The sequence below is a fragment of the Pantoea sp. GABEPS69 genome, assembly GCF_045780835.1.
GTDB lineage: Bacteria > Pseudomonadota > Gammaproteobacteria > Enterobacterales > Enterobacteriaceae > Pantoea > Pantoea septica.
On sequence record NZ_CP118618.1, the window covers coordinates 3,028,239 to 3,054,382 of the forward strand.

The window sequence follows — 26,144 nt, forward strand, 5'->3', positions numbered from 1 at the left end:
CATCGCTATCCATAAGACAGCGGCAGCGTGGTCAAACGGGTCGGATACTCTCTTCATCCAGATCGGCGTCGAAGAACCGGCGCAGCGTCTGGATGTGGGTATCACTAATGATAGACTGGCGCGCCTGCGCCAGCTTCTCTTCATAAATGGCCTGTCGCCACTCGAGTGGCGTCAATACCGCAGGATTATCATCTTCAATGATAGTCAATTCAACGGACTGACCGGCGGCGTCGCTCAGCGCGGCCGCCAGCACCTGCTGCGCCGACGCGGAGTTCAGGTGACGCTGCGTGGAGCGCAAATGCAGGCAGACGCCCTGCTCCGTGCGCTCTTTCCAGGCGTTCAGCGCCAGCTGCTGCACCAGCTTCGGCAGCGGCAGCGCGGCGATTTCCGCCGCCCAGGGATCGCGCTGCTGCGCTTCTTCCATCAGGCGCGCCGCCAGCTCAGGGGTTTTCTCATGCTCAAGCGCCGAACGCAAGGCTTTTGGCGTCGCCACCGGTTCGGGCGCCGCCTCGACCGGCGACTGCGCTTTCCAGCGATACGCCTCTTTTTTCGCCGGCGCCGTCTCGCGCGGACGCGCCGCCTGCGCGCGTTCGGTGACGGAGGCCAGGCGCTCCAGCGCGGAGGTAGCCGGCCGCGTCAGGGACGCTGCCGGCTCACTCTTTTTTGGTTTGCTGGCCCCCTGGCGCAGCAGCTGGGTGCGCGCCTGCAGGAGCTGGCTGGTGGTATCGGAAAACGAGCCGTCAGGCGCGGCGGCCGGCGGTGCCGCGACCGGCGGCGCGACCCGTTCCTGTGGCGGCGCGGGCGGCGCCATCTGCGGCTGCGCGGCGGCGACATGCTGCTGCGGCGCGACGGCGTGCGTCTGCGGCGGCGCGACTGCGGCGGACGGCTCCGCCTGCGGCGTCATGGTTGGGCGCGCTGCCGGTTCGGCAATCGCCGTTTGCGGATGGAACGCCAGCGCGCGCAGCAGGGTCATTTCGACGCCCATGCGGCGGTCGGGTGCCAGCGGCAGATCTTTGCGCCCCATCAGCAGCGTCTGATAGTAGAGCTGAACGTCGGCGGGCGGCACCACGCGCGCCAGTTCGCGCAGGCGCGGCGCGTGGCTCTCTTCTTCATCGCTGATCGAGCCGGGCAGCAGCTGCACCATGGCGATGCGGTGCAGCAGACGCAGCATCTCCACCAGCAGCGCTTCCCACTCCACGCCGCGCGACGCGGCCTGGTTGAGCAGCGTCATCACCTGCTCGCCGCTGCCGTCTACCAGCGCCTCGATCAGGCCCAGCGGCTGCTCATCGTCCAGCGTGCCGAGCATCTGGCTGACCACGACGCTGCTGACTACGCCCTGCCCCATCGCGATCGCCTGATCGGCCAGGCTAAGCGCGTCGCGCATGCTGCCGTCAGCGGCGCGCGCCAGCAGCTGCAGCGCGCGCGGTTCGTTTTCGATCTGCTCCTGCTGCAGCACATAGTCGAGCTGCTTGCGGATCAGTTCGACGTCCAGCGCCTTGAGATGAAACTGCAGGCAGCGGGAGAGGATCGTCACCGGCAGCTTTTGCGGATCGGTGGTAGCCAGCAGGAATTTAACGTGCGACGGCGGCTCTTCGAGCGTTTTCAGCAGCGCGTTGAAGCTGTGGCGCGACAGCATATGCACTTCGTCGATCAGATAGACCTTAAAACGGCCGCGCGCGGGGGCATACTGCACGTTGTCCAGCAGATCGCGCGTGTCTTCCACCTTGGTGCGCGAGGCGGCGTCGATCTCGATCAGATCGACGAAGCGGCCCTGTTCGATCTCGCGACAGTTGTCGCACTGGCCGCACGGCGTGGCGGTGATGCCGGTTTCGCAGTTGAGTCCCTTCGCCAGCAGGCGCGCGATGGTGGTTTTGCCCACGCCGCGCGTGCCGGAGAAGAGATAAGCATGATGGAGACGTCCCAGTGACAGTCCATTCGCCAGCGCGGTCAGGACATGTTCCTGACCGACAACGTCAGCAAATGCCTGAGGACGCCATTTTCGCGCAAGTACCTGATAGCTCATGTGGATTCGATCACTGGATGTGGTTGGAAAGATGAGCGCAGACGCGCTGCAACCCCTGTATATCGTTGCAGTAGTTTAACAGCGACGGCGGGCATTGCCTATCACTTGCTGGCCTCGCGCGCGGCGAGGCCATCGTCACTTAGTGACCCGGGAAGTTGACCAGGCTGTAGCAGTTGACGCCCAGCGCTTTCAGGCGAGATTCGCCGGTCAGATCGAAGAGGTTAATCACGAACGCGGCGTCTTTGACCTCGCCGCCTGCGCGGCGGATCAGCTTGACCGTGGCTTCGATGGTGCCGCCGGTCGCCAGCAGATCGTCTACCACCAGTACCACGTCGCCAGGCTTAATGGCGTCTTTATGCAGCTCGAGCGCATCGGTGCCATATTCCAGCTCGTAGGATTCGCTGAAGGTCTCGCGTGGCAGTTTGCCAGGTTTGCGCACCGGCACGAAGCCGACGCCTAATCCCAGCGCGACCGGCGCGCCGAACAGGAAACCGCGCGCTTCGGTGCCGACGACTTTGGTAATGCCACGATCGCGGTAGCGCTCAACGAGCAGCGCGATGGTCGCGGCGTAGGCTTGCGGATCTTCCAGTAGGCTGGTGACGTCGCGGAAGAGGATCCCGGGTTTCGGGTAATCCGGAATGCTTTTAATGCTCTCTTTAATGAATTCAAGCTGCTGCGCAGTTGCGGTCATAATGTTACGCCTGGTAAAAACTTTATATCGCGCAGCTTCCATAGCGTCAGATTCCAAAATGAATCAGACGCAGAGAGTAAAAAAAGGGAAGCCACGCACGAAGATGCCCAAATCTAAGCAAATGGCCGGCTAAATGCAACCTTATCGCGGCGGCGCGCGATCGTCGGGCGATTCGGCCACCACAGGAATACGCCACATCATCAACAGCAAAAAGCAGAGCATTACGCCAAGAAAAAGGCGCACCCACAGAATTTTCACCAGCCAGATCGAAACGCAAAAGGTCACCAGCGTCAGCGCCATGGCGCGCCCTTTCGCGCCCGGCGGCATCGCGCGGTGGCGCTGCCAATGGCGCAGATAGCGGCCAAACGGCGAGCGCCATAGCAGCCAGTGATGAAAGCGCGGCGACGATCGGGCGAAGCACCAGGCCGCCAGCAGCACGAATGGCGTGGTCGGTAATAATGGTAATACAATGCCCAGCGCGCCGAGTATGATAGCCAGCCAGCCGAGAGTCAGCAGTAAAATACGTTGCATAGCCTTGCCTGAATCCTTTGCATGCGCGCTACGTTAGCACAGATAAGGAAAAGATAATGGCGGACGCCACCACACAACAGCGCCTGGCCGCCTGCCTGGCGGCGCTTAAAACGCAGATCGCGCGCCATCCCGACGGCCACTGCCGCACGCCGCGCTTCGACCGCCAGCTGTTTACCGCCAGCGGCACGCGGCTGGCGGACTATCTGCAGGAGATTGAACGCAATCTGCAGCTGCTCTGCGCCTCGTCGAATGCGCAAGAGCGCGTCTGGCTGGCGGAGAAGCTGGTGAATCAGATTGCCGCCCTGCAGCGCGAAGCGAACACGCAGCAGCTGCGCCCGCGCCGCGAACGGCCCGCGGCGACGCCGCGCCAGCAGAAGCTGGCAGAATATCGCGAGTATGAGCGGCGGCTGCAGGCGATGATCGACCAGCGCGAACAGCGGCTGGCGCTGGCGGAGAGCCTGGCGGCGCAGCAGCAGTTGAAGCAGGATCTCGAGGTGCTGGAGGGCCGCATGGCGCGCTGTCGTCAGGCGATTCATGCGGTGAACTGGGCGCTTTCGCTGCGCGGCGACGCTCTCTGACGCCTATACTTAGCGCCATCTGTTCAGGAGCCTGAAATGGGAATCATCGCCTGGATTATCACGGGAGCGGTCGCGGGCTGGCTGAAGCGACGCTTTTTCCCCGGACGCCCCGGCGGCCTTGTCGCCACGCTGGTGCTGGCGGTAATCGGCGCGCTGGTCGGCGGCTACATCGCCAGCTATTTCGAGCTTGGCTCGCTGGCCACGCTGCATCCCGCCGCACTCGGCATCGCGCTGACCGGCGCGTTACTTATGCTGCTGGTAGCGGCGAAACTGCGTATATAAGGAATGAGAATGTCACTGGAAAACGCGCCTGACGAGATAAAACTGGCGGTAGATTTGATTCAGCTGCTGGAAGAGAACCGCTTGCCAGCCGACACCGTGCTGGCGGCGCTGGCGATCGTGCAGCGCGACTTCGAGAAAAAGCGCGACGCGGAGCGTCAGGCCTGATGCGACGCGGTTAACGTCGGGCTCAGACGCAGCATATCGATAAAGGCTTCGACGATTTGCGGCGCGCTCGCGGCCAGGTCGAAGCTCTCCGGCGTAAACAGCCAGCTCTCCATCATGCCGTTGACGTAGCCCCGCATCAGCAGCGCCGCCTGGCGAGTATTGAGCGTGACGGGTAATTGCCCTGCCTCAATGCACTCTTTCAAAACATCTTCTATTTTGTCATAGCACTCTGACAGCAGGCTTTGCTGCATGATTTGCAGTGCGGCCATTTCGCCGACGAACTCGCACTTATGGAAGATGATCTCCATCAGCGCGCGGCGCTGCGGATCCTTTGCTGTTGCTTCAAAGATATAGATCAGCATCGCGCGCAATACAGAAAGTGGATCGCCAGGGTATTTTGTCTGATACTCAAGTTCCACATCATCAAGCCCAGCGTCGGTGCGCAGCCAGATTTCGTGTAACACATCGGCTTTATTTTTAAAGTGCCAGTAAATTGCGCCCCGCGTTACGCCAGCCGCTGCGGCAATATCCGCAAGCGAGGTGGCGGAAACGCCCTGGCAGGAAAATAACGCAAGGACGGCATCAAGAATTTGATGACGCGTTTCAAGTGCTTGGGCTTTGGTTTTTCGTGCCATAGGGAGCTTTTTTTACAAACTGGCAAGTTTACATACATTTGTGAATGTATGTACCATAGCACGACCCGGGTTTTAGCGCAGCAATGGGTTTATCGGTTTGTGATCCATTGATCAATTGATATCGGACACTAGAGGTTTATTTATGAATAAAAACAGAGGATTAGCGCCTCTGGCGGCCGTCCTGATGCTTTCAGGCAGCTTTGTGTTAACAGGATGTGATGATAATAAATCCCAGCAAGCCGCCCAGCAGCACCCGCCGGAAGTGGGCGTTGTCACCCTTAAAAGCGAACCCCTGAAGATCACCACGGAGCTGCCGGGCCGTACCTCTGCCTATCGCGTGGCTGAAGTGCGCCCTCAGGTTTCCGGTATCATTCTGAAGCGTAATTTTGTGGAAGGCAGCGATATTAAAGCGGGCGAATCGCTTTATCAGATCGATCCTGCCACCTACCAGGCAAGCTACGACAGCGCGAAAGGCGATCTGGCGCAGGCAGAAGCCAACGCCCGCATCGCGCAGCTGACGGTTAACCGCTACAAGCCGCTGCTCGGCACTAAATATATCAGCCAGCAGGATTACGATAACGCCGTCGCTACCGCCGCGCAGAACGCCGCTGCGGTGCAGGTTGCGAAAGCGAACGTCGAAACCGCCCGTATTAATCTGGCCTACACCAAAGTGACCTCGCCTATCAGCGGTCGTATCGGCAAATCGTCCGTGACCGAAGGGGCGCTGGTGCAGAGTGCGCAGACCACCGCGCTGGCCACTGTGCAGCAGCTCGATCCGATGTATGTCGACGTCACCCAGTCCAGCGACGAATTTATGCGCCTGCGCGCGGAGCTGGAATCTGGCCAGTTGAAACAGGTCGACGGCAAAGCGACCGTTACCCTGCTGATGCAGGACGGCAGCGAATCGCCGCAGAAAGGCACGCTGGAGTTTTCCGACGTCACGGTTGACGAAACCACCGGCTCTATCACCCTGCGCGCTATCGTGCCGAACCCGGATCACAAACTGCTGCCGGGCATGTTCGTCCGCGCCCGTCTGGAGGAAGGCACCAACCCGAATGCGCTGCTGGTTCCGCAGCAGGCCGTCGCCCGCACCCCGACCGGTCAGGCGACCGTGATGGTGGTTGGCGCGGACAACAAGGTTGAAGTGCGCAGCGTCAACGCCGCGCAGGCGATCGGCGACAAATGGCTGGTGACCTCTGGTCTGAAAGAGGGTGAACGCGTGATCAGCGTCGGCACGCAGCGCGCGAAGCCAGGCGCTCAGGTGACGCCGCAGGAAGTCTCTGCCGAGCAGAAATCTGACGCGAACGCGCAATCTCAGACCCAGTCTGAAAAAACTTCGTCTTAACAGGAGCCGTTGATACATGGCTAAGTTCTTTATCGATCGCCCCATCTTTGCGTGGGTAATCGCCATCATCGTGATGCTGGCGGGTGCGCTATCGATTCTTAAGCTGCCGATCGAGCAATATCCCAACGTTGCTCCGCCGGCCGTGCAGATTCGTGCCGCCTATCCGGGCGCCGATGCGAAAACGCTGCAGGACTCCGTGACGCAGGTTATCGAACAGAATATGAACGGTATTGATGGGCTGATGTACTTCTCATCAAACAGTGATTCTTCCGGTAACCTGCAGCTGACCCTGAGCTTTGAATCCGGCACCGATCCCGATATCGCGCAGGTCCAGGTGCAGAACAAACTGCAGCTGGCGATGCCGCTGCTGCCGCAGGAAGTGCAGCAGCAGGGTATTCAGGTGCAGAAATCCTCCAGCAGCTTCCTGATGGTGGCGGGTTTCGTCAGCGATGACGGCTCAATGACCCAGAACGATATCTCCGACTTCGTCGCATCGAATATCAAGGACCCCATCAGCCGTACCACCGGCGTGGGCGATACCCAGATCTTCGGTGCGCAGTATGCGATGCGTATCTGGATGGACCCGGCCAAGCTGAATAACTACCAGCTGACGCCGGTCGACGTCATTAGCGCCATCAATACGCAGAACGCCCAGGTCGCGGCGGGTCAGCTTGGCGGCGCGCCTGCCGCACCGAACCAGCAGCTCAACGCCTCGATTATCGCCCAGACGCGTCTCACCTCGACCGACGAATTCGGCAAGATCCTGCTGAAGGTGAATACCGACGGCTCGCAGGTTCGCCTGCGCGACGTAGCGAAAATCGAGCTGGGCGGCGAGAACTACGAGGTTATCGCGCGCTATAACGGCAAACCGGCTTCCGGTATCGGTATCAAACTGGCGACCGGCGCGAACGCGCTGGATACCGCCAACGCGGTGAAGGCGGAGCTGGGCAAACTTCAGTCGACCTTCCCGGCCGGCCTGAAAGTGGTTTACCCCTATGACACCACGCCGTTCGTTAAGATCTCGATCTTCGAAGTGGTGAAAACCCTGTTTGAAGCGATCGTGCTGGTGTTCCTGGTCATGTATCTCTTCCTGCAGAACTTCCGCGCCACGCTGATCCCGACTATCGCGGTGCCGGTGGTGCTGCTCGGCACCTTCGCTATCATCAGCGCCTTCGGCTACTCGATAAACACGCTGACGATGTTCGGTATGGTGCTCGCCATCGGCCTGCTGGTGGATGACGCCATCGTGGTCGTGGAGAACGTTGAGCGCGTGATGGCCGAAGATGGCCTGCCGCCGAAAGAGGCGACCAAGGTCTCAATGGAGCAGATTCAGGGCGCGCTGGTCGGTATCGCGCTGGTGCTCGCGGCGGTCTTTATCCCGATGGCCTTCTTCGGCGGCTCAACCGGCGTTATCTACCGTCAATTCTCTATTACCATCGTTTCTGCGATGGCGCTGTCGGTGCTGGTGGCGTTGATCCTGACGCCGGCGCTCTGCGCCACAATGCTGAAGCCGATCAAGAAAGGCGATCACGGCAAAACCACCGGTTTCTTCGGCTGGTTTAACCGCCTGTTCGACAAGAGCACCAACCATTACGTCGACAGCGTCAACCATATCGTGCGCAGCACCGGTCGCTATCTGTTGATCTATCTGGTGATCGTGGTGGGCATGGCGTATCTGTTCCTGCGTCTCCCCTCCTCCTTCCTGCCGGAAGAGGATCAGGGCCAGCTGCTCGCTCAGGCGCAGCTGCCTGCGGGCGCGACGCAGGAGCGTACGCAGAAGGTTATGGATCAGATCACGGACTACTTCCTGAATAAAGAGAAGGACAGCGTGAAGTCGGTGTTTACCGTTAACGGCTTCGGCTTCTCCGGCCGCGGTCAGAACACCGGTATCGCCTTCGTCAGTCTGAAACCCTGGGATGAACGCAGCAGCAGCGATCTGAAGGTGCCGGCTATCGCCGGTCGCGCTATGGGCGCGCTGGGCCAGATCAAAGATGCGATGGTGTTCCCGTTCAACCTGCCGGCGATTATCGAACTGGGTAACGCCACCGGCTTCGACTTTGAGCTGATCGACCAGAACAACCTTGGCCATGAAAAACTGACCGAAGCGCGTAACCAGCTGCTGGGTATGGTGGCGCAACACTCCGATACGCTGGTGGGCGTGCGTCCCAACGGCCTGGAAGATACGCCGCAGTACAAGCTGACTATCGATCAGGAAAAAGCGCAGGCGCTGGGGGTATCGCTTTCCGATATTAACACCACGCTCGGTTCCGCCTGGGGCGGCTCTTACGTCAATGACTTTATCGATCGCGGCCGCGTGAAGAAGGTCTACGTGATGGGCGAAGCCAAAGATCGTATGCTGCCTGACGATATCAGCAAATGGTACGTGCGCAACAGCAGCGGCAACATGGTGCCCTTCTCCGCCTTCTCGTCGGCGAAGTGGCAGTACGGTTCGCCGCGTCTGGAGCGCTATAACGGTCTGCCGTCAATGGAGATTCTGGGCCAGGCTGCGCCAGGCAAGAGTTCTGGCGACGCCATGAACCTGATGGAAGAGCTGGCCTCGAAACTGCCTGCGGGCATCGGCTATGACTGGACCGGCATGTCCTATCAGGAACGCCTCTCCGGCAACCAGGCGCCTGCGCTCTATGCGATCTCGCTGATTGTGGTCTTCCTCTGTCTGGCGGCGCTCTATGAGAGCTGGTCGATTCCGTTCTCGGTCATGCTGGTGGTGCCGCTCGGGGTTATCGGCGCGCTGATCTTTACCACGCTGCGCGGACTAAGCAACGACGTTTACTTCGTGGTGGGTCTGTTGACCACCGTCGGGCTATCGGCGAAGAACGCCATTCTGATCGTCGAATTCGCCAAGGATTTGATGGAGAAAGAGGGCAAAGGTCTGGTAGAGGCGACGCTGGAAGCCTGTCGTATGCGTCTGCGTCCGATTCTGATGACCTCGCTCGCCTTTATCCTCGGCGTGTTGCCGCTGGCGATCAGCACCGGCGCAGGTTCCGGCGCGCAGAACGCCGTCGGTACCGGCGTAATGGGCGGGATGGTGACGGCGACCGCGCTGGCGATCTTCTTCGTTCCGGTCTTCTTCGTGGTGGTGCGCCGCCGCTTCGGCAAGAACAAAGCGGAGCTGGAAAAAGGTCACCCAACCGAACAGAGCCATCAGCATTAATCTTTGCTGAATGACAAAAGGCCGCGCAAGCGGCCTTTTTTATTGCTGGCGCGCCTGTTCGCCCCTCTTCACTCGCTTACCCGCGAGTAATCCCTCAAAAGATCGCTCAGGGATCTTTTCGCCATCGTAGCCGACACAGGTTGCATTTATCGCCAACGCGCGCCATAATATTGTTACTTTATAACATAACATTTGCGAGGCGTTATGAAACCGACTATTCATCCTGACTATCGTCCTGTGGTGTTCCACGACACAACCGTCGATAAATATTTCAAAATCGGCTCCACCATTAAAACCGAGCGTACCATCGATTTTGAAGGCGAAACCCTGCCCTATATGACGCTGGACGTCTCGTCTGCTTCCCACCCCTACTACACCGGCAAGCAGAAAGAGTTCGCCAAAGAGGGGAGCGCCGCACGCTTCAACCAGCGCTTCGGCCGTTTTCTTAATAAATAAGGACGCTACAGATGCAGGTATTGAGTTCACTGGCGTCGGCCAAAAAGCGCCATAAGGATTGCAAGATCGTGCGCCGTCACGGACGCGTTTTTGTGATTTGCAAATCGAATCCGCGCTTTAAAGCGGTGCAGGGAAGAAAGAAGAAACGTTAGTGAGTGTCGTGACAGCTGGCCGGGGAAATCCCCGGCCTTTTTTATTTCATGCTGCGGATCATCGCTTCGACATTGTGACGGAACGCCGCGACATAGGTGGGCGCAGGACCGGAAGGCTGCGACAGCGCTTCTGGATAGAGCTCGCCGCCCGGCTGCGCGCCGGTTGCGCTGGCGATCTGCTTCACCAGGCGTGGGTCGGTTTGATTTTCAATAAAATAGCTATGGATATGCTCAGCCTTGAGCTGCTGGATCAGCCCACCGACCTGGCTGGCGCTCGCTTCCGCTTCGGTAGAGAAGCCGACCGGCGCCAGAAAGGTCACGCCGTAGCGCTGCCCGAAATAGCCAAACGCGTCGTGGCTGGTCAGCACCTTGCGCTTCGCCGCCGGTATCGCCGCAAAGGCGGTTTTTGCCCAGCCGTCCAGCGTCTGCAGCTGCTGAATATACTTTTCGCCGCTGCGGCGAATCGCATCGGCGTCTTGCGGATCCGCCTTAATTAGCGCGTTCATCACGTTGGCGGCGTAGATGACGCCGTTGTGCATGCTATTCCACGCGTGGGGATCGGCCATGGTTTTCCCCTCCTCTTCCATCGTGCGCGTCGCTATCCCGCGCGAGGCCACCACGGCGTCGCCTTTATAGCCCGAAGCGCTCACCAGACGATCCATCCATCCCTCCAGTCCCAGACCGCTGACGATGACCAGATCCGCGCTGGCCAGCGCCTGACTATCCTGCGGCGTCGGCTCAAAGGTATGGGGATCGCCATTCGGTCCGACCAGCGATTTTACGTTCACGTGTTCGCCGCCTACCTGCTTCACGATATCCGCCAGTACGGTAAAACTGGCGACGACATTCACGGTTTTCGCCATGGATAGCGGGCTGATCAGCAGCGCGCCGATCGCCAGGCTTAACGGTAACTTCTTCATAAATACCCCTGTTTAATGACGGCGCAGAAGGCCGCCGCATGGACCTGCCAGAATAGAAAGAAAAAAGAGCAGCGCGGCGCTTAGCACCACCGCCGGGCCCGCCGGCAGCGAGAAGCGCCAGGAGAGCATCAGTCCGATAACGGCCGCGGCGATCGCCAGCCCCATCGCAGCGGCGAGCATCCATGCCAGATGCCGGCTCCAGAATCGGGCGCTGGCGGCGGGCAGCATCATCAGCCCGACCGACATCAGCGTGCCGAGCACCTGAAAGCCCGCCACCAGATTCAGCACCACTAATAGCAGAAACAGGCCGTGCACCAGCGGCGCGCTCCATTTGCCCTGCGCGCGCAGAAAATCGGGATCGAAAGCGTCAATCACCAGCGGCCGGTAGATCGCCGCCAGCATCAGCAGGGTAAAGGCGGCAATAGCGCCGACCAGCAGCAGCGCCGGCTTATCCACCGCCAGCAGCGAGCCGAACAGCACATGCAGCAGATCGACGCTCGAGCCGCGCAGCGATACCAGCGTCACGCCGAGCGCCAGCGAGCCCAGGTAGAAACCGGCAAAGCTGGCGTCCTCTTTCAGCGGCGTGTAGCGACTTACCGCGCCGGAGAGCAGCGCCACCGCCAGCCCGGCGATAAGCCCGCCAACGCCCATCGCCACCAGCGACAGGCCCGATATCAGATAGCCGATGGCCGCGCCCGGCAAAACCGCGTGCGACAGCGCGTCGCCAATCAGGCTCATGCGACGCAGCGACAAAAAGACGCCGAGCGGCGTGGCGCTGACCGCCAGCGCCACGCAGGCGATCAGCGCGCGCCGCATAAAGCCGAATTCGATAAAAGGCTGAATCAGCGTCATAAAGCCGGGCTCCGCAATGCGACCGACGCCTCTCTGGCAGAGTGTTCGCCAGCATCGTCCAGCGACAGCACCTCGCTGAAATAGCGCTCTACCAGCGGGCGGTCGTGCAGCACCACCAGCAGCGTGGTGCCCGCCTGTCGCTGCTGTTGCAGGATCGACATCAGCAGCGTCACGGTTTTGCTGTCGATGCCGTTAAAAGGCTCATCCAGCAGCCACAGCGCGCTGCGCTGCAGCAGCAGCCGGGCGAACAGCACGCGCTGCAGCTGACCGCCCGACAGCGTGGCGGGCTGCGCGCTGGCGAAATCGCGCATCTGCACCGCATCCAGCGCTTGCTCGATCTCCCGGCGCATGCTGCGGCTGATGCCGCCAAACCAGCCGCAGCGCGGCCAGCAGCCGATCGACACCAGTTCAAAAACGGTTAACGGAAAGCGCGTCTCCAGCTCGCTGCGCTGCGGCATCCAGCCGATAGCCTTGCGGGGAAGTTGCAGCTCGCACTTTCCGGCAACCGGTTTTATCAGTCCGGCGATGGTTTTTAGCAGCGTTGATTTGCCGCTGCCGTTGGCGCCGACCAGCGCCGTCATGCTGCCAAAGGTTAATTCGGCATTAATGACCGGCGTTACTGCCCTGTTCTGATAGCCAGCCTGCAGCTGGGCGAAGCGCATCATGATGCGACTCCCCACTTTATCGCCAGCGCCAGCAGGACGACGATGAACAAGGCGACAGCGACTCGTCCGCCCAGTGAAAGCAGCATTCCGCTCTGATTCATAACTCACTCATTATGTTATAACATAACAATAATCTATCCTGGTTTTAGCGCGAGGTGTGCATGCAATATGTTTCAAAAGGTATCAGCAGTTCTGTACGTCTTCTTAAAAGGAGATGCCATTTATCTGATTCAGCGAGGAAAAAAGCTTTACGAATAATAACAATAGGTTTTGTCGTTAAGAGAGGAGTTGCAAAGTGGTTGCACAAGTCTAATGATCGGTTTAACAATCTATTGAGCGGTAAATGAAATGTCTCTGCAGCTTGAAAGCAATATCAACCCGGATAACCCGTCCGTCCCAGAATTAACGGCGTTTATCCAACGGAATATTCCCAAAATAGCGCAACCTCTGGCAGGTGATTTGCAATGGTATTCACCGCACGCGCAGTTAGTTCCAGAGAGTTTTAAAATAAAGTCTGTAGAAAAGTTAGCCAGCAATCGTTTTAAAATGCTTTATCAATTCGATGGACATATATTTAGTCCTTGCCTGGATTTAAATGAAGTTTTTACTCGCGAAGAACAGGTTCTGTTTCAGGTTCTTCCCGGCAGACTTGAGTTTGAGCTCATAGAGAGCCAGCAACCTTCACCCGCTGACGAATTGTAATATTTGGTAATTGAGGTGAGCAAATCTAATGATTGTGTTTTATATTTAATGTATCCCAAGCTCTGACCGCTATTCGTAATCACTTCCTGGCCGCTTAACCTTAACTCGCCGCGTTGCGGTATCCGTGCAAGCTATGGAGGGGAAAAAGATGGACGAGTACTCACCGAAACGGCATGATATTGCCCAGCTTAAATTCCTGTGTGAGAGCCTGTTTGACGAAAGCATGGCGACGCTGACCGACAGCCATCACGGCTGGGTTAACGACCCGACTTCTGAGAACAATTTACAGCTTAATGATTTGATTGAGCACATTGCTTCTTTCACGATGAATTACAAAATTAAGCATGCTGAAGATGAAGATCTGATAACGCAAATCGACGACTATCTTGACGATACCTTTATGCTATTCACTAATTACGGTATCAATGCCCAGGATCTGAATCGGTGGCAGCGTTCCGCCCGACGCTTATTTAATCTTTTTAGCGAAGAGTGCGCTTTCCTTCAGCAACCCAGTCACTCCATTTAGGTAAACACGAGACCGGTTTATTTATGAACGATAAAAATCTGACTAAAACTGATTATTTGATGCGGCTGAGACGCTGCCGCTCGATCGATACGCTCGAACGCGTGATTGAAAAGAATAAGTACGAATTATCCGATGACGAACTGGCGGTATTTTACTCCGCTGCCGATCATCGTCTGGCTGAACTGACGATGAATAAGCTTTACGATAAAGTTCCTGGCTCGGTATGGAAGTTTGTGCGTTAACACACTGTTTTTCCTTCCTCTTAGCTACAACACACCCGCTTTATTCTGAATAAATCTTTAACTGGCCATGGAGTGGCGGTTATGAGAGACGTCTGGGGATTTTCCGAGAGGAGAAAGTGGTGGAGGCCCTGCCAGCCACATCCCGGCACACGCGTCGCCTGCTGCGGCTGCTTCCTTCCGGACCTGACCGAGTTCACAAGTTAGCATTGCGGGAGGACCAACAGAGCCTCCATTGACAAGCCCTCTTTCGAAGGCGGGGGCATTATCAGGGAAGCCCCCGGCAATTGCAAGCGCCGACCGGATGACCGTTGTTTTCTTGAACAATGCGTCTCGCCAGAGGGCCGCATGGCTGTGCTACAGTAGCGTTTTTGCTTCTGCGCAAGGTCGTTATGGATCCGCAAGAGAGTTTTCAGCAGCGCATATGGCACATCGTGGCCGCTATTCCGCCAGGCAAAGTCGCTACCTATGGCGATATCGCCCGGCTGGCGGGTTCGCCGCGTGCGGCGCGTCAGGTGGGTGGCGTACTGCGTCGTTTGCCCGTCGGCAGTCGGCTGCCGTGGCATCGCGTCATTAACCGTCACGGCACCATTTCGCTACAGGGCGACGATTTGTTAAGACAACGCGACGCGCTGGCGGCGGAAGGCATTGAAATAAGTGACGACGGGCGCGTCGCGCTGGATGTTTATCGCTGGCAGCCCTGACAGCGGGGCGAAACCGCCCCGCTCTGAGATGATTACAGACTGGTTGGTGCAGGCACGGCGGAAGATGGCGTGACCTGAGTCGGCGAGGTCGAGGGCACAGTGCTGACCGCGCCGGGCTGCGTAGGCAGCGCGGTTTGCGGTACTGGCACCAGCAGCAGTTCCGCTTTGGTGCCGCCCTGGTTGATGACCGGTTTCACCGAATCGGTGATAAAGGCCAGCTTGCCGTCGATGGTAATAGCCGCGCTCAGCAGAATACGCGCGTTGGGCTGGATATCCGCCGGGTTAAACGGCAGCACGAACTGGAACGGCGCCTGCTTGCCCTGTGTGTGTACGGCGCGCTGCGACAGCACTTTCGACGGCGCGTTCGCTACTGTCGCGTCGGAGAGCGTGACCGTCAGCACCGCGTCAGGCGGCAATGCGATCCGCTGACGAATATAGACCGAACCGCTCACGTTAGGCTGCGCAATCGCCGCCTGTTGCCCTGCCGCGCTGGCGCCCAGCGTCGGTACCGGTACCGGCTTGCTGTGATCGGCACAGCCTGCGGCAGCTGCAATCAAGGTAATACCACTTACCACTTGCCAGAGTTTCATTGATGTCGTCTCCATCTGATCACTATGATTATCGGCTGCGAATTTATCGCCTGGGGTTTCATTCGCCTTATGTGGTTAATCCTGGCATAAAATCCAGATATTTCCTCTCTCTCCCCGCGTGGCGTCCGCTGCACTCTTTGATTGACGGCAACTGGTCGGATCTTTCACACTGAGCGGGTTAACTTTGTGAGGATTGCACTATGAGCCAGGCGCTGCAAAATCTGCTGAATTTATTAAATCTGGAAAAGCTGGAAGAGGGTCTCTTTCGCGGCCAGAGCGAGGATTTAGGACTGCGTCAGGTGTTTGGCGGTCAGGTGGTCGGCCAGGCGCTCTACGCGGCGAAACAGACCGTGCCGGAAGAGCGTATTATCCACTCTTTCCACAGCTACTTTTTACGGCCGGGCGACAGCAAGAAAGGCATTATTTACGATGTGGAAACCCTGCGCGACGGCAAAAGCTTTAGCGCGCGCCGCGTCAGCGCGGTACAGAACGGGCAGCCTATTTTCTATATGACCGCCTCTTTCCAGGCGCCCGAGAGCGGCTTCGAGCATCAAAACGCGATGCCTGAAGTGCCCGGCCCGGAGACGCTGGCGTCGGAGCAGGATCTGGCGCAAAAGATGGCGCATCTGCTGCCGGAAAAGGTGCGGGAGAAGTTTATCGCCGAGCGGCCGCTGGAGATACGCCCGGTTCAGATCCACAATCCGCTGAAAGGCCGCGTCGACGAGCCGGTACGTCAGGTCTGGATCCGCGCCAACGGCGGGCTGCCTGCCGATTTGCGCATTCACCAGTACCTGCTGGGCTACGCCTCCGATCTCAACTTTCTGCCGGTGGCGCTGCAGCCGCACGGCAAAGGATTTCTTGAGGCAGATATGCAGGTCGCTACCATCGACCATTCGATGTGGTTTCACCGCCCGTTCAACTTCAGCGACTGGCTGCTCTACAGCGTGGTGAGCACCTCGGCCTCCGGAGCGCGCGGTTTTGTGCGCGGCGAGTTCTATAACCAGCAGGGCGTGCTGGTCGCCTCGACCGTGCAGGAAGGCGTGATGCGTCAGCGCAGCGTATAAGCTATCAGGCCGCGCAAAAGCAAAAAATAAGGGGCGAATCGTCGCCCCTTTTTGTTTTTTCTGTTTTTAGCGCACTGCTTTTCTTGCCCAGCAGCTTACTGGTTGTAAGCGTTCTCGCCGTGGCTGTTGACGTCCAGACCTTCGCGCTCCTGCTCTTCCGGCACGCGCAGGCCGACAATCATATCCGCCAGCTTAAAGCCGATAAAGGCGACCACCGCAGACCAGACGATCGTTACGCCGACGCTGAACAGCTGCACCCATACCTGATGGCCCATGGTGACGCCTTCCGCATAGCCGACGCCGCCCAGCGAAGAAGAGGCGAATACGCCGGTCAGGATACAGCCGACGATGCCGCACACGCCGTGCACGCCGAAGACGTCGCACGGGTCGTCCACGCGCAGCATTTTCTTCAGCGAGGTCACGCCCCACAGCCCGGCCAGACCGCCCACCAGGCCGATAATCAGCGCGCCGCCGACGCCCACATAGCCGCAGGCCGGAGTAATGGCCACCAGGCCGGCGATAAAGCCCGAACAGGCGCCCAACAGTGACGGTTTACCGCGCACCGCCCATTCGCCGAAGGTCCATGACAGCACCGCGCCTGCGGTCGCTACCACAGTGTTCAGGAAGGCCAGCGCGGCAATTTCGTTAGCGGCGGAGGCGGAGCCGGCGTTGAAGCCGAACCAGCCCACATAGAGGATCGCCGTGCCGGTGAAGACCATCGGCAGATTATGCGGTTTGAACGCCTCTTTGCCGAAGCCGGCGCGTTTGCCCACCAGATAGGCGCCGACCAGACCCGCGATAGCGGCGTTAATATGCACCACGGTGCCGCCGGCGAAGTCCAGCGCGCCATCCTGCGCAAGAAAACCGCCCGCCCAGACCATGTGCGCAATCGGCAGATAGGCCAGCGTTACCCACACGCCGACAAAAATCAGCACGGCGGAGAAGCGAATACGCTCGGCGATGGCGCCGACGATCAGACCCACGGTGATACAGGCGAACGACGCCTGGAACGCCACGTGGATATACTGATAGAAACTGCCCATTACCGCTTTCAGCTCGATGTTTTTCAGCATCGCCCACTGGAAGCTGCCGAAGAAGGCGTTGCCTTCGCTAAAGGCCAGCGAATAGCCGTACACGATCCACAGCATGCAGACCAGTGCAAAAGTCACCGCCACCTGCGTCAGCATAGAGAGCACGTTTTTGCCGCGAATCAGACCGCCGTAAAACAGCGCGATCCCTGGAATCGTCATAAACAGCACCAGCGCGGTGCAAATCATCATAAATGCGTTGTCGGCCTTATCCGCTACGGCAGGCGCAGCCATCGCCAGCGACGGTAACAGCGACAGGCTGATGAGGCCCAACAAGGTGAGTGCTTTATTCATTTTTTTCCATCCCATCAGATAACGTAGCCGAAATTAGAGCGCTGCTTCGTCGGTTTCACCGGTACGAATACGAATAACGCGCTGCAGCTCGGCGACAAAAATTTTGCCGTCACCGATCTTGCCGGTATAGGCCGCTTTGCTGATCACATCCACCACTTCGTCGAGCTGGTCGTCGGCGATCGCGACGTCGATCTTGACCTTGGGCAGAAAGTTCACGCTGTACTCGGCGCCGCGATAGAGCTCTGCATGGCCTTTCTGGCGACCGAACCCTTTAACTTCAGAGACGGTCAGCCCCTGAATGCCGATAGAGGAGAGAGCTTCGCGCACATCCTCCAGTTTGAACGGTTTGATGACCACGGTAACCAGCTTCATTGCATCCCCTCCGGGTAATAGACAAGTGAGTCGCCTCAGACACGCAGAGACAGAAGCAAAGGCTGTGCCAGGAATGAAAACGCGCAGGCGGCGCGGCATAAATGCAGCCCGGCCTGGCCTGAATTGGCAAAAGAAGAGAGTGGAAAAAGAAAAGCGAAACCAGAAGCTAAATAAACTGCACTTCTTTGGTGCTTGTGGCCTCAAAGAAGTGCAAAGAGTGAGAACATTCTGATAAATGCGCGCAAAAAAGGTGCAATTTACTCTACGGTAGCGACCGCCTTGCCCGACGCGAGTTCATCGCCCGCCTGCTGCAGCTGATACATCTGCCAGTAGCGCCCCTGTCGCGCCAGCAGCGCGGCGTGATCGCCCTGCTCTACCACCTGACCACGATGCAGCACCAGAATAGTGTCGGCCTCGGTAATGGTCGACAGACGATGGGCGATCACCACCAGCGTCGTGTGCTGGCGCAGTCTGCTCAGCGTCTGCTGAATCGCCTGCTCGGTGCCGGAGTCGATATTGGCGGTCGCCTCGTCGAGGATAAGAATCTGCGGCATCTCCACCAGCACGCGCGCCAGCGCCAGCAGCTGCTTCTGCCCGACCGACAGGTTATTGCCCTGTTCGCCGAGTCGTGTATGAATGCCGTCTGGCAACGCATGCGCCAGCGATGCGAGCTGCACCTGCTCCAGCGCCTGCCAGACTGCCTCTTCGCTGATATCGCGACCGAGGCGCACGTTAGCCAGCAGGCTGTCCGCCAGCACCACCGGATCCTGCTGCACCATGGCGATGCCGCGACGCAGCGTCTGATGGCTGAGCTGACCAATGGGACGATCGTCCAGCCAGATTTCGCCGCGCGTCGCCGGATAGTAGCCCATCAGCAAATTCGCGAGGGTGCTTTTACCGCTGCCGGTATGGCCGACCAGCGCCACGAAACTGCGCGCCGGCACCTCAAGGTTGATATCGCTCAGCACCTCGCGATCGGCGCGATAGGCGAAACTCAGCTGACGCAGCGAGATGCGTCCCGAAGTCAGTGGACGATCGTCGCTGCCGTAGCGCTGCTGCGTGGCATCCATCAGCTCGAAAATGCGTTCGCCCGACACCACCGCCTGCTGCAGCATCGACTGCTGTGTCGTGAGTTCGATCAGCGGTTCGTTGAGACGGCCAAGATAGGTGATAAAGGCATAGAGCACGCCGACTTCGAAAATGCCCGGCGAGGAGAAGCTGAACAGCATCAGCAGCCCGCAGAGGATCATCGCCGAAAACAGGCTGAGCAGCGGACGCAGCAGAAAACCGTCGAGCCGCAGCGTCTGCATGCGCGCCTGATAGTGCGAGCGGCTGGCCTGGCTCATGCGCTCGCCGAAGCGCGCCTGCTGGCGAAACTGCTGGATCACGCTCATACCGTTGATCACTTCGTTAAAGCCGTTGTTGATATCCGCCAGATAGCTGCGCACGCGGCGCGCGATGGGCGTGCTGTAGCGCTGATAAATCAGCATCACCGTCAGTACCAGCGGGAAGATCGCCATCGCCACCAGCGCCATGCGCCAGTCGAGGCTGAACATCGCCACCATCATCGCGCCGATCAGCGCCGCGCTGCGCAGCACCGTGGCCACCACCGTCACGTAAAGATCCCTGATCACTTCGGTATCGTTGGTGACGCGCGAGATAATCTGTCCAACCGGCTGGGTGTCGAAGGCGCTGAGCGGCTGACGCAGCGCCGCGTCCATAACGTCGCTGCGCAGCTGCTGCACCACGCCGATCGCCGCGCGGTTAAACAGCAGCGCCTGGAAATAGTGCAGCCCTGCCGCCAGCAGCTGGAGGAGAATAAAGCCCGTCACCAGCCCGGCGACGATGCCCCAGGGCATCTGGTGCTTCGCCACCAGGTTATCGATAAAGTAACTGACCAGCACCGGTCCGGTCACCTCGGCCGCGGCGGCGATCCAGAGCAGACCGACCGCCAGGCTCAGCGATTTGCGCCACGGCCTGCCGTAGGCGAGCAGCCGCTTCAGCGTTGGCCATAAGCGTTTAGAGGTCGCCATCGAGCGCTCCTTTTGCCGATTCGTCTTCGTCCAGCGCCGCCTCAAGCTGTTGATAGCGATACATATCGCGATACCAGCCCGGCTGCGCCGCCAGCGCGTCATGATCGCCGCGCTGGGCGATCTCGCCCTGCTGCAGCACCAGAATTTCGTTCGCTTCCGCCAGCGCCGACAGGCGATGCGCGCTGATAATCAGGGTGCGGCCCCGGCCCCAGAGGCGCAGGTTATGCAGAATATCGTGCTCGGTGCGGCCGTCGACCGCCGACAGGGCGTCGTCGAGGATCAGGATCTCCGCGTCGAGCAGCAGCGCGCGCGCAATTGATAGCCGCTGCTTCTGGCCGCCCGAAAGCATCACGCCGCGTTCGCCCACTTCGGTGGCGTAACCCTGCGGCAGCCGCAGGATATCCTCATGCACGCAGGCCAGCTTCGCCGCGCGCTCAATCTCCTCCTGAGTGGCGTCGGGCTTGCCCAGCGCGATATTGCTCGCCACGCTGTCGGAGAAGAGGAATGGCGTCTGACTGACGACCGCCAGCCGGCTGCGCCAGCTGTCGATGCGCAGCTGCGTCAGGGGAATGTCGTGGTAGCGAATATCCCCCTGGTCGATATCGAAATGGCGCTGCAGCAGGCTGAGCAGCGTGCTTTTTCCGCTGCCGGTTGGGCCGCACAGGCCCAGCATCTGTCCGGGCTTCAGCGCAAAGTTGAGGTTGCGCAGCACCGGCGCGGCGCTGGCCGGATAGCGAAACTCGCGGATCGAAGCCTGCAGCACGCCCGCTTCCGCCGGCGGCTCCCTTTCGCCATCCTCGACCGCAGGCGCTTCCGCCAGCAGCGCGCCGATGCGGCTCCAGGCGGCGCTGCCGCGCTCGACGATGTTGAACATCCATGCCAGCGCCAGCATCGGCCAGATCATCAGGCCGAGATACATCACAAAGCTGGTGAGCTGACCGAGCGTCAGCTGATCGTGCCACACCATCCAGCTGCCGCCGCCAATCGCCAGCAGGTTCGAGAAGCCGATAGCGATATAGATGGTCGGGTCGAAACGGGCGTCGACGCGCGCCACACGCAGGTTTTTCGCGCCGGTATCGCGCGCAATAGCGGAGAACTGATCCGACTGGTGCGACTCCAGGCCAAACGCCTTAATCATGCGGATGCTGGTCAGGCTCTCCTGCGTCTGGTCGTTCAGGCTGGAGAAAGCCGCCTGCGCCAGCTTAAAACGGTCATGCAGCTGGTTGCCGTAGCGGTGGATAAACAGCGCCATGATCGGCATCGGCACCAGCGACAGCAGCGTCAGCTGCCAGCTGATCTGCAGGCTCATCACCAGCAGCACCACGCAGCCCATCACCAGCGAATCCACCAGCGTCAGCACCCCTTCGCCGGCGGCGAACACCACGCGATCCACGTCGTTAGTGGCGCGTGCGATAAGATCGCCGGTGCGATGACGCAGGTAAAAAGCGGGATGCTGACGGCTGAGCTGGCGATAGAAATCTTCGCGCAGTTCGACGGCAAGCTGATAGGAGGCGCCGAACAGCAGCACGCGCCAGACGTAGCGCAGCAGGTAGGTCGCCACGGCGGTGACCAGCATCACGCCGATCCACATCATAATAGTGCGCCCGCTCATGGTGTGATGCGTGACGCCATCGACGATCACGCCTACCAGATGCGGCGGCAGCAGCTGCAGGATAGCGATAACGATCAGGAGAGTGATCGCGCCCAGATAGCGTCGCCACTCGCGGATGAAATACCAACTTAACTGGCTGAATAGTCGCACTACGCTCTTCTCTTTCTTTTTGCCTCAGGGGGCAACGGGTAACGCCGTGGTGTATTTGATCTCCTCCATGGCGAAGCTGGAGGTGACGTCGATCAGGCCCGGCACGCTGTTGACCAGACGCTTGTAAAAGTCGTCGTAGCGTTTCATATCCGCAACCTGAATGCGCAGCAGATAATCGAACTCGCCCGCCGTGCGGTAGAACGCCAGCACCTCAGGCATCTCCTGCACCGCCGTGACGAAGCGCTGATACCATTCGCGGCTGTGCTGCTGCGTTTTAACGAACATAAAGGCGGTCAGCGCGAGACCGAGCTTTTCCGCATCCAGCAGCGCGACGCGTGCACGGATGATACCGTCATCCTCCAGCTTTTTCAGTCGCTTCCAGCACGGCGTGGTGGTGAGGTTAACGGCGTCCGCCAGCGCCTGCAGCGATAGCGTGCAGTCCCGCTGCAGCAAATCAAGTAAATGACGGTCAGTTTTATCTAACATTTCTCTCCTCGGGAGAATATTTTTCTCCAGATACGCCATTATAGCGAGAATAAAGCCAACTCTTTTTCCTGCGCGTGCCTTACAATCAGCCCATCTTTTTAGCCGGAATCGCATCATGAGTAACTGGACTCGCCACGCCATTAATGAAATCAACGCGGACTTTCAGCGCTCCGCCGAAACCCACCTGATTCGCTTTCGCCTGGCGGATTATCCCGGCATCGATTTCTATCTGAAAGATGAGAGCACCCATCCCAGCGGCAGCCTGAAGCATCGGCTGGCGCGCTCGCTGTTTCTTTACGGGCTGGCGAACGGCTGGATCAACGAGAACAGGCCGGTGATCGAGGCCTCTTCCGGCAGCACTGCGGTCTCGGAAGCCTATTTCGCTCAGCTGCTCGGCCTGCCCTTTATCGCCGTCATGCCAGCGAGCACCGCGAAGCGCAAAATCGAGCAGATTGAGTTCTATGGCGGCCAGTGCCACTTCGTCGCCGACCCGTGCGAGCTTTACAACGCCTCAATGGAGCTGGCGCGCGAGCTGGACGGCCATTTTATGGATCAGTTTACCTACGCCGAGCGCGCCACCGACTGGCGCGGCAATAATAACATCGCCGAGAGTATTTTCCGCCAGATGGCGCTTGAGCCTTGTCCCGTGCCGCATACGCTTATTATGGGCGCCGGCACCGGCGGCACCTCGGCGACGCTGGGCCGCTATATTCGCTATCAGGGCTTTGCCACGCGGCTGCTGGTGGTCGATCCCGAGCACTCGGTGTTTTACGATTACTGGCACAGCCGCGACGCGACGCTGCGCAGCCCGCGCGGCAGCCAGATCGAAGGCATCGGTCGTCCGCGCGTCGAGCCCTCTTTTATGCCCGACGTGATTGACGAAATGATGAAGGTGCCGGACGGCGCCACGCTGGCGGCGATGCTGAAGCTGGCGCACATTATCGGCCGTAAGCCAGGCGCCTCAACCGGCACCAATTTCTGGGGCATGATGCAGGTGGCGAAGCGGATGCGGGCGAACGGCGAACGGGGCGCGCTGGTGACGCTGATGTGCGACAGCGGCGAGCGCTATCCCGACAGCTATTACGATGAAAGCTGGGTCACGCGGCAGTTTGGCGATATCAGCCGCTGGCAGCGCGAGCTGGAATAAAATCGCGGACTCCCTGTCCGCTTCACTGTAATCCTCAGCATTCGGGGGAATACGCGAGGTGCGGCGTCGCCATCCAGTGATCTAAATAGTGAGACACCGCCTGTGTCTCGCAATGGCCGATAACCGGCAAATGGGGCAGCGCGGACTTGAGCTGGCTCATGGCGTTGCCCATCACAAACCCTTTCCCCACCAGTCCCAGCATTTCGCGGTCGTTCATGGCGTCGCCGAAGGCCATGCACTCCGCCAGCGGCAGCGAAAGATGCTGACACAGCATGGCGAGCGCGCTGCCTTTGTTGCAGTTGAGCGGCAACACCTCCAGACAGTCGAGCGCCGAGAAACAGATATGGGCGCGGTCGCCGAGCGCCGCCTCCAGCTGCGTTTTCAGCTGGCAAAGCCGGTCGTGACTCTCGACGAAGCAGATTTTGGTGACCTGGTGCGCGGGAATGCTTTTCAGGTCGCGCAGCTGATAGCGAAAGCCGCTCAGCGCGTGCGCCTGCAGCATCTGTGGCACCGGTACGTCGGTAAACCAGCCGTCGTCGTTGAAAACGTGCACCGTGGCGGCGCTATCCCAGCGGCTGTGCAGCACCTCCTCTGCCACCGACGGCGAGAGATCGCTGGCGAACAGCAGATTGCCGTCCAGATCGTGCACGCGCGTGCCGTTGCCGGTGATCAGCCAGGCGGGCAGCGTGATGCGCTGCCGCAGGATCTGCATCTCCAGCAGGTGACGGCCGGTGGCGAAGGCCAGCTGTACGTCGCGCTGATGCAGCGCCAGCAAAATGCTTAACGTCTGCTGGCCCAGCTGATGGCTGGGCAGCAGCAGCGTGCCGTCCATATCGAATGCGGCAAGTCGCGCCATTGCTCTCTCCCGTTGATAAATCAGCATTCACTATCGCCTGGCAATCCCGGAACTAATAGTGAATACTTTTCGAAAACTGTTCCGGGTTTTCTATGCGCCAGCTTAATCGCCTTAATCAGTTTCAGCGTCTGTGGCAGCAGAGCCAGGGCGCCCCCCAACAGACCTGCGTGGCCGAGATGGCCAGCCGCTGCTTTTGCAGCGATCGTCACCTGCGCACCCTGCTGTCGCAGTGGCAGCATGCAGGCTGGCTGCGCTGGCAGGGCGAATCGGGGCGCGGCAGGCTGGGCACGTTGACCTTTCTTCGATCGCCCGAACAGCTGCGGCAACAGCTGCTTCAGACGCAGCTGCAGGCGGGAAATGCAGCCGAAGCGCTGCAGGTGCTGGATATGGCGCCGGAGCGGCTGGTGGATCTGCTGCGTCCGCTGATGGGCGGCCAGTGGCAAAACGACGCCCCTGTGCTGCGCATTCCCTACTATCGTCCGCTCGATTCCGTCGCGCCGCTGCAGATTGTCGGGCGCGCCGAACAGCACCTGGCGCGTCAGCTCTTTTCCGGCCTGACGCGATTCGAAGCGGATGAGCCGGTCGGCGATCTGGCGCATCACTGGCAGCACGCCGACAAGGGGCGCGTCTGGCTGTTCTGGCTGCGTCCGCAGCTGTTCTGGCATAACGACGAGCCGCTTCAGGCCGCGCAGCTGGTCGAGCAGTTTCAGCGCATTTTGCAGGACGCGCGCGCGCAGCGCCTGCTGGCGGACGTCGCAAGCGTAGACGCGCCGCATCCGCTGGCGCTGCGCTTTCGGCTGAGCCGCAGCGACTACTGGCTGCCCTGGCGACTGGCGCATCAGCTCTGTTTGCTGCCCCATCCGCAGCAGCTGCGCCTCGGCAGCGGCCCCTGGAAGCTGGCGCACTTTACGCCCGAACTGGTGCGTATCGAGAGCCATACGCGCTGTCACCTGCAGCTGCCGCTGATGCAGGCCGTTGAGTACTGGATTACGCCGACGCTGTTCGATCGCGCACTCGGCACCAGCTGCCGTCATCCGGTGCAGATCGCCATTGGCGATGCGGCGGATCTGGCGTCGCTGCGTCCGGTCAGCCGCAGCATCAGCCTCGGTTTTTGCTACCTCGCCTGTCGTCCGCGCGCCGGTTTTAGCCCGGCGCAGGCGCGTCGTTTGCTCCGCCTGCTGCAGCAAAGCGGCATCGTTGCGCAGCTGCCGCTGGAAGAAGGGCTGATTACGCCGAGCAAAGAGCTGCTGCCGGGCTGGCCGGTGCCGCAGGTGGAGGATGAGGCGCCGCATCTGCCGCCGCGCCTGACGCTGCACTACCAGCTTCCGGTCGAACTGCATGAGATGGCGCAGGCGCTGCGTGAGCTATTGCGGGCGGAGGGCTGTGAGCTCACCCTGATCTTTCACGACGTAAAAAGCTGGCAGAACAGCGAGGATCTGGCGCAGGCCGATCTGGTGATGGGCGACCGGCTGATCGGCGACGCGCCGCTTTTTACGCTGGCAAGCTGGCTGGAGATCGATCGGTTGTGGCCTGCGGAAACCAGCCAGCATCTTCGTCAGCAGCTGTCGAGGATACAGCGGCTGGCCGACGGCGAGGCGCGCCGTGCCGCACTGCACCAGCTCTACCACAGCCTGATGCGCGACGGCCTGCTGCTGCCGCTGTTCAACTATCGCTATCAAATCTTCGCGCCCCCAGGCGTAGAGGGCATCCAGCTAAATACCCTCGGCTGGTTCGACTTCAGCCGCGCCTGGGTTCCGCCGCCGCTGACGGCGTGAAGCCGCGCTTCGCGCTGTTCAGCGGGCGGGAGAGTGATT

The 26,144-nt window shown here is 59.8% G+C and carries 28 protein-coding genes, 1 other RNA gene and 1 other annotated feature; of the genes, 14 read left to right on the forward strand and 15 right to left on the reverse strand.

Annotation, left to right across the window (positions count from 1 at the left end):
- Positions 1–31: 31 nt before the first annotated feature.
- From dnaX to PVE98_RS14895, 3 genes are all read right to left on the reverse strand, one after another.
- Entirely contained in the window at positions 32–2,023 is a 1,992-nt protein-coding gene (dnaX, locus tag PVE98_RS14885; RefSeq protein WP_096072712.1) for a DNA polymerase III subunit gamma/tau, read from the reverse strand.
- Positions 623–684, reverse strand: a sequence feature (DnaX frameshifting element). (Overlaps the previous gene by 62 nt.)
- 139 nt (positions 2,024–2,162) lie before the next feature.
- A complete protein-coding gene (gene apt / locus PVE98_RS14890) occupies positions 2,163–2,714 on the reverse strand; it encodes an adenine phosphoribosyltransferase (RefSeq protein WP_048784550.1) in 552 nt (183 codons plus the stop codon).
- 141 nt (positions 2,715–2,855) lie between these two features.
- On the reverse strand, positions 2,856–3,245 hold the full coding sequence (locus PVE98_RS14895; RefSeq protein WP_033752668.1) for a DUF454 family protein: 390 nt from the start codon (positions 3,243–3,245) through the stop codon (positions 2,856–2,858).
- A 56-nt stretch (positions 3,246–3,301) separates the two neighbouring features.
- On the opposite strand from PVE98_RS14895, the gene priC reads away from it, so the two are divergent.
- The 3 genes from priC to rsmS are packed head-to-tail and all read left to right on the forward strand — an operon-like array spanning position 3,302 to position 4,270.
- The gene (gene priC / locus PVE98_RS14900; RefSeq protein ID WP_096072711.1) at positions 3,302–3,823 is read left to right on the forward strand and encodes a primosomal replication protein PriC; all 522 of its coding nucleotides are present in this window, start codon (positions 3,302–3,304) and stop codon (positions 3,821–3,823) included.
- A 36-nt stretch (positions 3,824–3,859) separates the two neighbouring features.
- Positions 3,860–4,105: a GlsB/YeaQ/YmgE family stress response membrane protein gene (locus PVE98_RS14905; RefSeq protein ID WP_096072710.1), complete on the forward strand. Its 246-nt coding sequence runs from the start codon at positions 3,860–3,862 to the stop codon at positions 4,103–4,105.
- A gap of 9 nt (positions 4,106–4,114) precedes the next feature.
- Entirely contained in the window at positions 4,115–4,270 is a 156-nt protein-coding gene (gene rsmS / locus PVE98_RS14910) for a pleiotropic regulatory protein RsmS (RefSeq protein WP_084883987.1), read from the forward strand.
- Here rsmS and acrR read toward each other — a convergent pair.
- The gene (gene acrR / locus PVE98_RS14915) at positions 4,261–4,905 is read right to left on the reverse strand and encodes a multidrug efflux transporter transcriptional repressor AcrR (protein ID WP_407568518.1); all 645 of its coding nucleotides are present in this window, start codon (positions 4,903–4,905) and stop codon (positions 4,261–4,263) included. The genes rsmS and acrR overlap by 10 nt on opposite strands.
- 142 nt (positions 4,906–5,047) lie before the next feature.
- Here acrR and PVE98_RS14920 point away from each other — a divergent pair, with 142 nt between their 5' ends.
- From PVE98_RS14920 to ykgO, 4 genes are all read left to right on the forward strand, one after another.
- Entirely contained in the window at positions 5,048–6,250 is a 1,203-nt protein-coding gene (locus PVE98_RS14920; protein ID WP_033752673.1) for an efflux RND transporter periplasmic adaptor subunit, read from the forward strand.
- 16 nt (positions 6,251–6,266) lie between these two features.
- Positions 6,267–9,422 (forward strand): efflux RND transporter permease subunit, encoded by a 3,156-nt coding sequence (locus PVE98_RS14925; RefSeq protein WP_407568519.1) that lies wholly within the window; start codon positions 6,267–6,269, stop codon positions 9,420–9,422.
- A gap of 204 nt (positions 9,423–9,626) precedes the next feature.
- Complete coding sequence (locus tag PVE98_RS14930; RefSeq protein ID WP_033752676.1) at positions 9,627–9,878, forward strand: type B 50S ribosomal protein L31; 252 nt, start codon at positions 9,627–9,629, stop codon at positions 9,876–9,878.
- 11 nt (positions 9,879–9,889) lie between these two features.
- Positions 9,890–10,030, forward strand: coding sequence for a type B 50S ribosomal protein L36 (gene ykgO / locus PVE98_RS14935; RefSeq protein ID WP_071997379.1), 141 nt, complete (start codon positions 9,890–9,892; stop codon positions 10,028–10,030).
- Between the two features lie 41 nt (positions 10,031–10,071).
- On the opposite strand, the gene PVE98_RS14940 is transcribed toward ykgO, so the two are convergent.
- Genes PVE98_RS14940 through PVE98_RS14950 form a run of 3 tightly spaced genes read right to left on the reverse strand, consistent with a single transcriptional unit; the run spans position 10,072 to position 12,467 of the window.
- A complete protein-coding gene (locus PVE98_RS14940) occupies positions 10,072–10,950 on the reverse strand; it encodes a metal ABC transporter substrate-binding protein (RefSeq protein ID WP_333620459.1) in 879 nt (292 codons plus the stop codon).
- A gap of 12 nt (positions 10,951–10,962) precedes the next feature.
- Positions 10,963–11,802 (reverse strand): metal ABC transporter permease, encoded by an 840-nt coding sequence (locus PVE98_RS14945; protein WP_033752679.1) that lies wholly within the window; start codon positions 11,800–11,802, stop codon positions 10,963–10,965.
- Complete coding sequence (locus tag PVE98_RS14950; RefSeq protein ID WP_033752680.1) at positions 11,799–12,467, reverse strand: metal ABC transporter ATP-binding protein; 669 nt, start codon at positions 12,465–12,467, stop codon at positions 11,799–11,801. The genes PVE98_RS14945 and PVE98_RS14950 overlap by 4 nt, the downstream gene beginning before the upstream one ends.
- A gap of 348 nt (positions 12,468–12,815) precedes the next feature.
- Between PVE98_RS14950 and PVE98_RS14955 the strand changes: the two genes are divergently transcribed.
- The 3 genes from PVE98_RS14955 (at position 12,816) to PVE98_RS14965 (ending at position 13,937) form a co-directional block, all read left to right on the forward strand.
- Entirely contained in the window at positions 12,816–13,169 is a 354-nt protein-coding gene (locus PVE98_RS14955) for a hypothetical protein (RefSeq protein WP_051905629.1), read from the forward strand.
- A gap of 148 nt (positions 13,170–13,317) precedes the next feature.
- On the forward strand, positions 13,318–13,695 hold the full coding sequence (tomB, locus tag PVE98_RS14960) for an Hha toxicity modulator TomB (protein ID WP_033752682.1): 378 nt from the start codon (positions 13,318–13,320) through the stop codon (positions 13,693–13,695).
- 23 nt (positions 13,696–13,718) lie between these two features.
- Positions 13,719–13,937, forward strand: a complete 219-nt coding sequence (locus PVE98_RS14965) for an HHA domain-containing protein (RefSeq protein WP_033752683.1) — start codon at positions 13,719–13,721, stop codon at positions 13,935–13,937.
- A gap of 126 nt (positions 13,938–14,063) precedes the next feature.
- Here PVE98_RS14965 and ffs read toward each other — a convergent pair.
- Positions 14,064–14,160, reverse strand: an RNA gene (ffs, locus tag PVE98_RS14970) — signal recognition particle sRNA small type.
- Positions 14,161–14,326: 166 nt separating this feature from the next.
- On the opposite strand from ffs, the gene PVE98_RS14975 reads away from it, so the two are divergent.
- Positions 14,327–14,638, forward strand: coding sequence for an MGMT family protein (locus PVE98_RS14975; protein ID WP_033752684.1), 312 nt, complete (start codon positions 14,327–14,329; stop codon positions 14,636–14,638).
- A gap of 32 nt (positions 14,639–14,670) precedes the next feature.
- Here PVE98_RS14975 and PVE98_RS14980 read toward each other — a convergent pair whose 3' ends face one another.
- Positions 14,671–15,228 (reverse strand): YbaY family lipoprotein, encoded by a 558-nt coding sequence (locus PVE98_RS14980; protein ID WP_033788821.1) that lies wholly within the window; start codon positions 15,226–15,228, stop codon positions 14,671–14,673.
- A 200-nt stretch (positions 15,229–15,428) separates the two neighbouring features.
- Between PVE98_RS14980 and tesB the strand changes: the two genes are divergently transcribed.
- Positions 15,429–16,292 carry an acyl-CoA thioesterase II gene (gene tesB, locus PVE98_RS14985; protein WP_096072706.1) on the forward strand — a complete coding sequence of 288 codons (864 nt, stop codon included), beginning with the start codon at positions 15,429–15,431 and terminating at the stop codon, positions 16,290–16,292.
- A 95-nt stretch (positions 16,293–16,387) separates the two neighbouring features.
- On the opposite strand, the gene amtB is transcribed toward tesB, so the two are convergent.
- From amtB to PVE98_RS15010, 5 genes are all read right to left on the reverse strand, one after another.
- Positions 16,388–17,674: an ammonium transporter AmtB gene (amtB, locus tag PVE98_RS14990; RefSeq protein ID WP_096072705.1), complete on the reverse strand. Its 1,287-nt coding sequence runs from the start codon at positions 17,672–17,674 to the stop codon at positions 16,388–16,390.
- A 33-nt stretch (positions 17,675–17,707) separates the two neighbouring features.
- Entirely contained in the window at positions 17,708–18,046 is a 339-nt protein-coding gene (gene glnK, locus PVE98_RS14995; RefSeq protein WP_033752690.1) for a P-II family nitrogen regulator, read from the reverse strand.
- 257 nt (positions 18,047–18,303) lie between these two features.
- The gene (locus PVE98_RS15000; protein ID WP_096072704.1) at positions 18,304–20,079 is read right to left on the reverse strand and encodes a SmdB family multidrug efflux ABC transporter permease/ATP-binding protein; all 1,776 of its coding nucleotides are present in this window, start codon (positions 20,077–20,079) and stop codon (positions 18,304–18,306) included.
- A complete protein-coding gene (locus PVE98_RS15005; RefSeq protein WP_096072703.1) occupies positions 20,066–21,841 on the reverse strand; it encodes a SmdA family multidrug ABC transporter permease/ATP-binding protein in 1,776 nt (591 codons plus the stop codon). The genes PVE98_RS15000 and PVE98_RS15005 overlap by 14 nt, the downstream gene beginning before the upstream one ends.
- Positions 21,842–21,865: 24 nt before the next feature.
- Complete coding sequence (locus PVE98_RS15010) at positions 21,866–22,327, reverse strand: Lrp/AsnC family transcriptional regulator (RefSeq protein ID WP_033752695.1); 462 nt, start codon at positions 22,325–22,327, stop codon at positions 21,866–21,868.
- A 115-nt stretch (positions 22,328–22,442) separates the two neighbouring features.
- Here PVE98_RS15010 and PVE98_RS15015 point away from each other — a divergent pair, with 115 nt between their 5' ends.
- Positions 22,443–23,474, forward strand: coding sequence for a PLP-dependent cysteine synthase family protein (locus PVE98_RS15015; protein WP_222707485.1), 1,032 nt, complete (start codon positions 22,443–22,445; stop codon positions 23,472–23,474).
- A 34-nt stretch (positions 23,475–23,508) separates the two neighbouring features.
- Here PVE98_RS15015 and cof read toward each other — a convergent pair whose 3' ends face one another.
- Positions 23,509–24,330, reverse strand: coding sequence for an HMP-PP phosphatase (gene cof, locus PVE98_RS15020; protein WP_313619228.1), 822 nt, complete (start codon positions 24,328–24,330; stop codon positions 23,509–23,511).
- Between the two features lie 92 nt (positions 24,331–24,422).
- Between cof and PVE98_RS15025 the strand changes: the two genes are divergently transcribed.
- Positions 24,423–26,105 carry an SgrR family transcriptional regulator gene (locus PVE98_RS15025; protein ID WP_096072700.1) on the forward strand — a complete coding sequence of 561 codons (1,683 nt, stop codon included), beginning with the start codon at positions 24,423–24,425 and terminating at the stop codon, positions 26,103–26,105.
- The last annotated feature ends 39 nt before the right edge of the window (positions 26,106–26,144 follow it).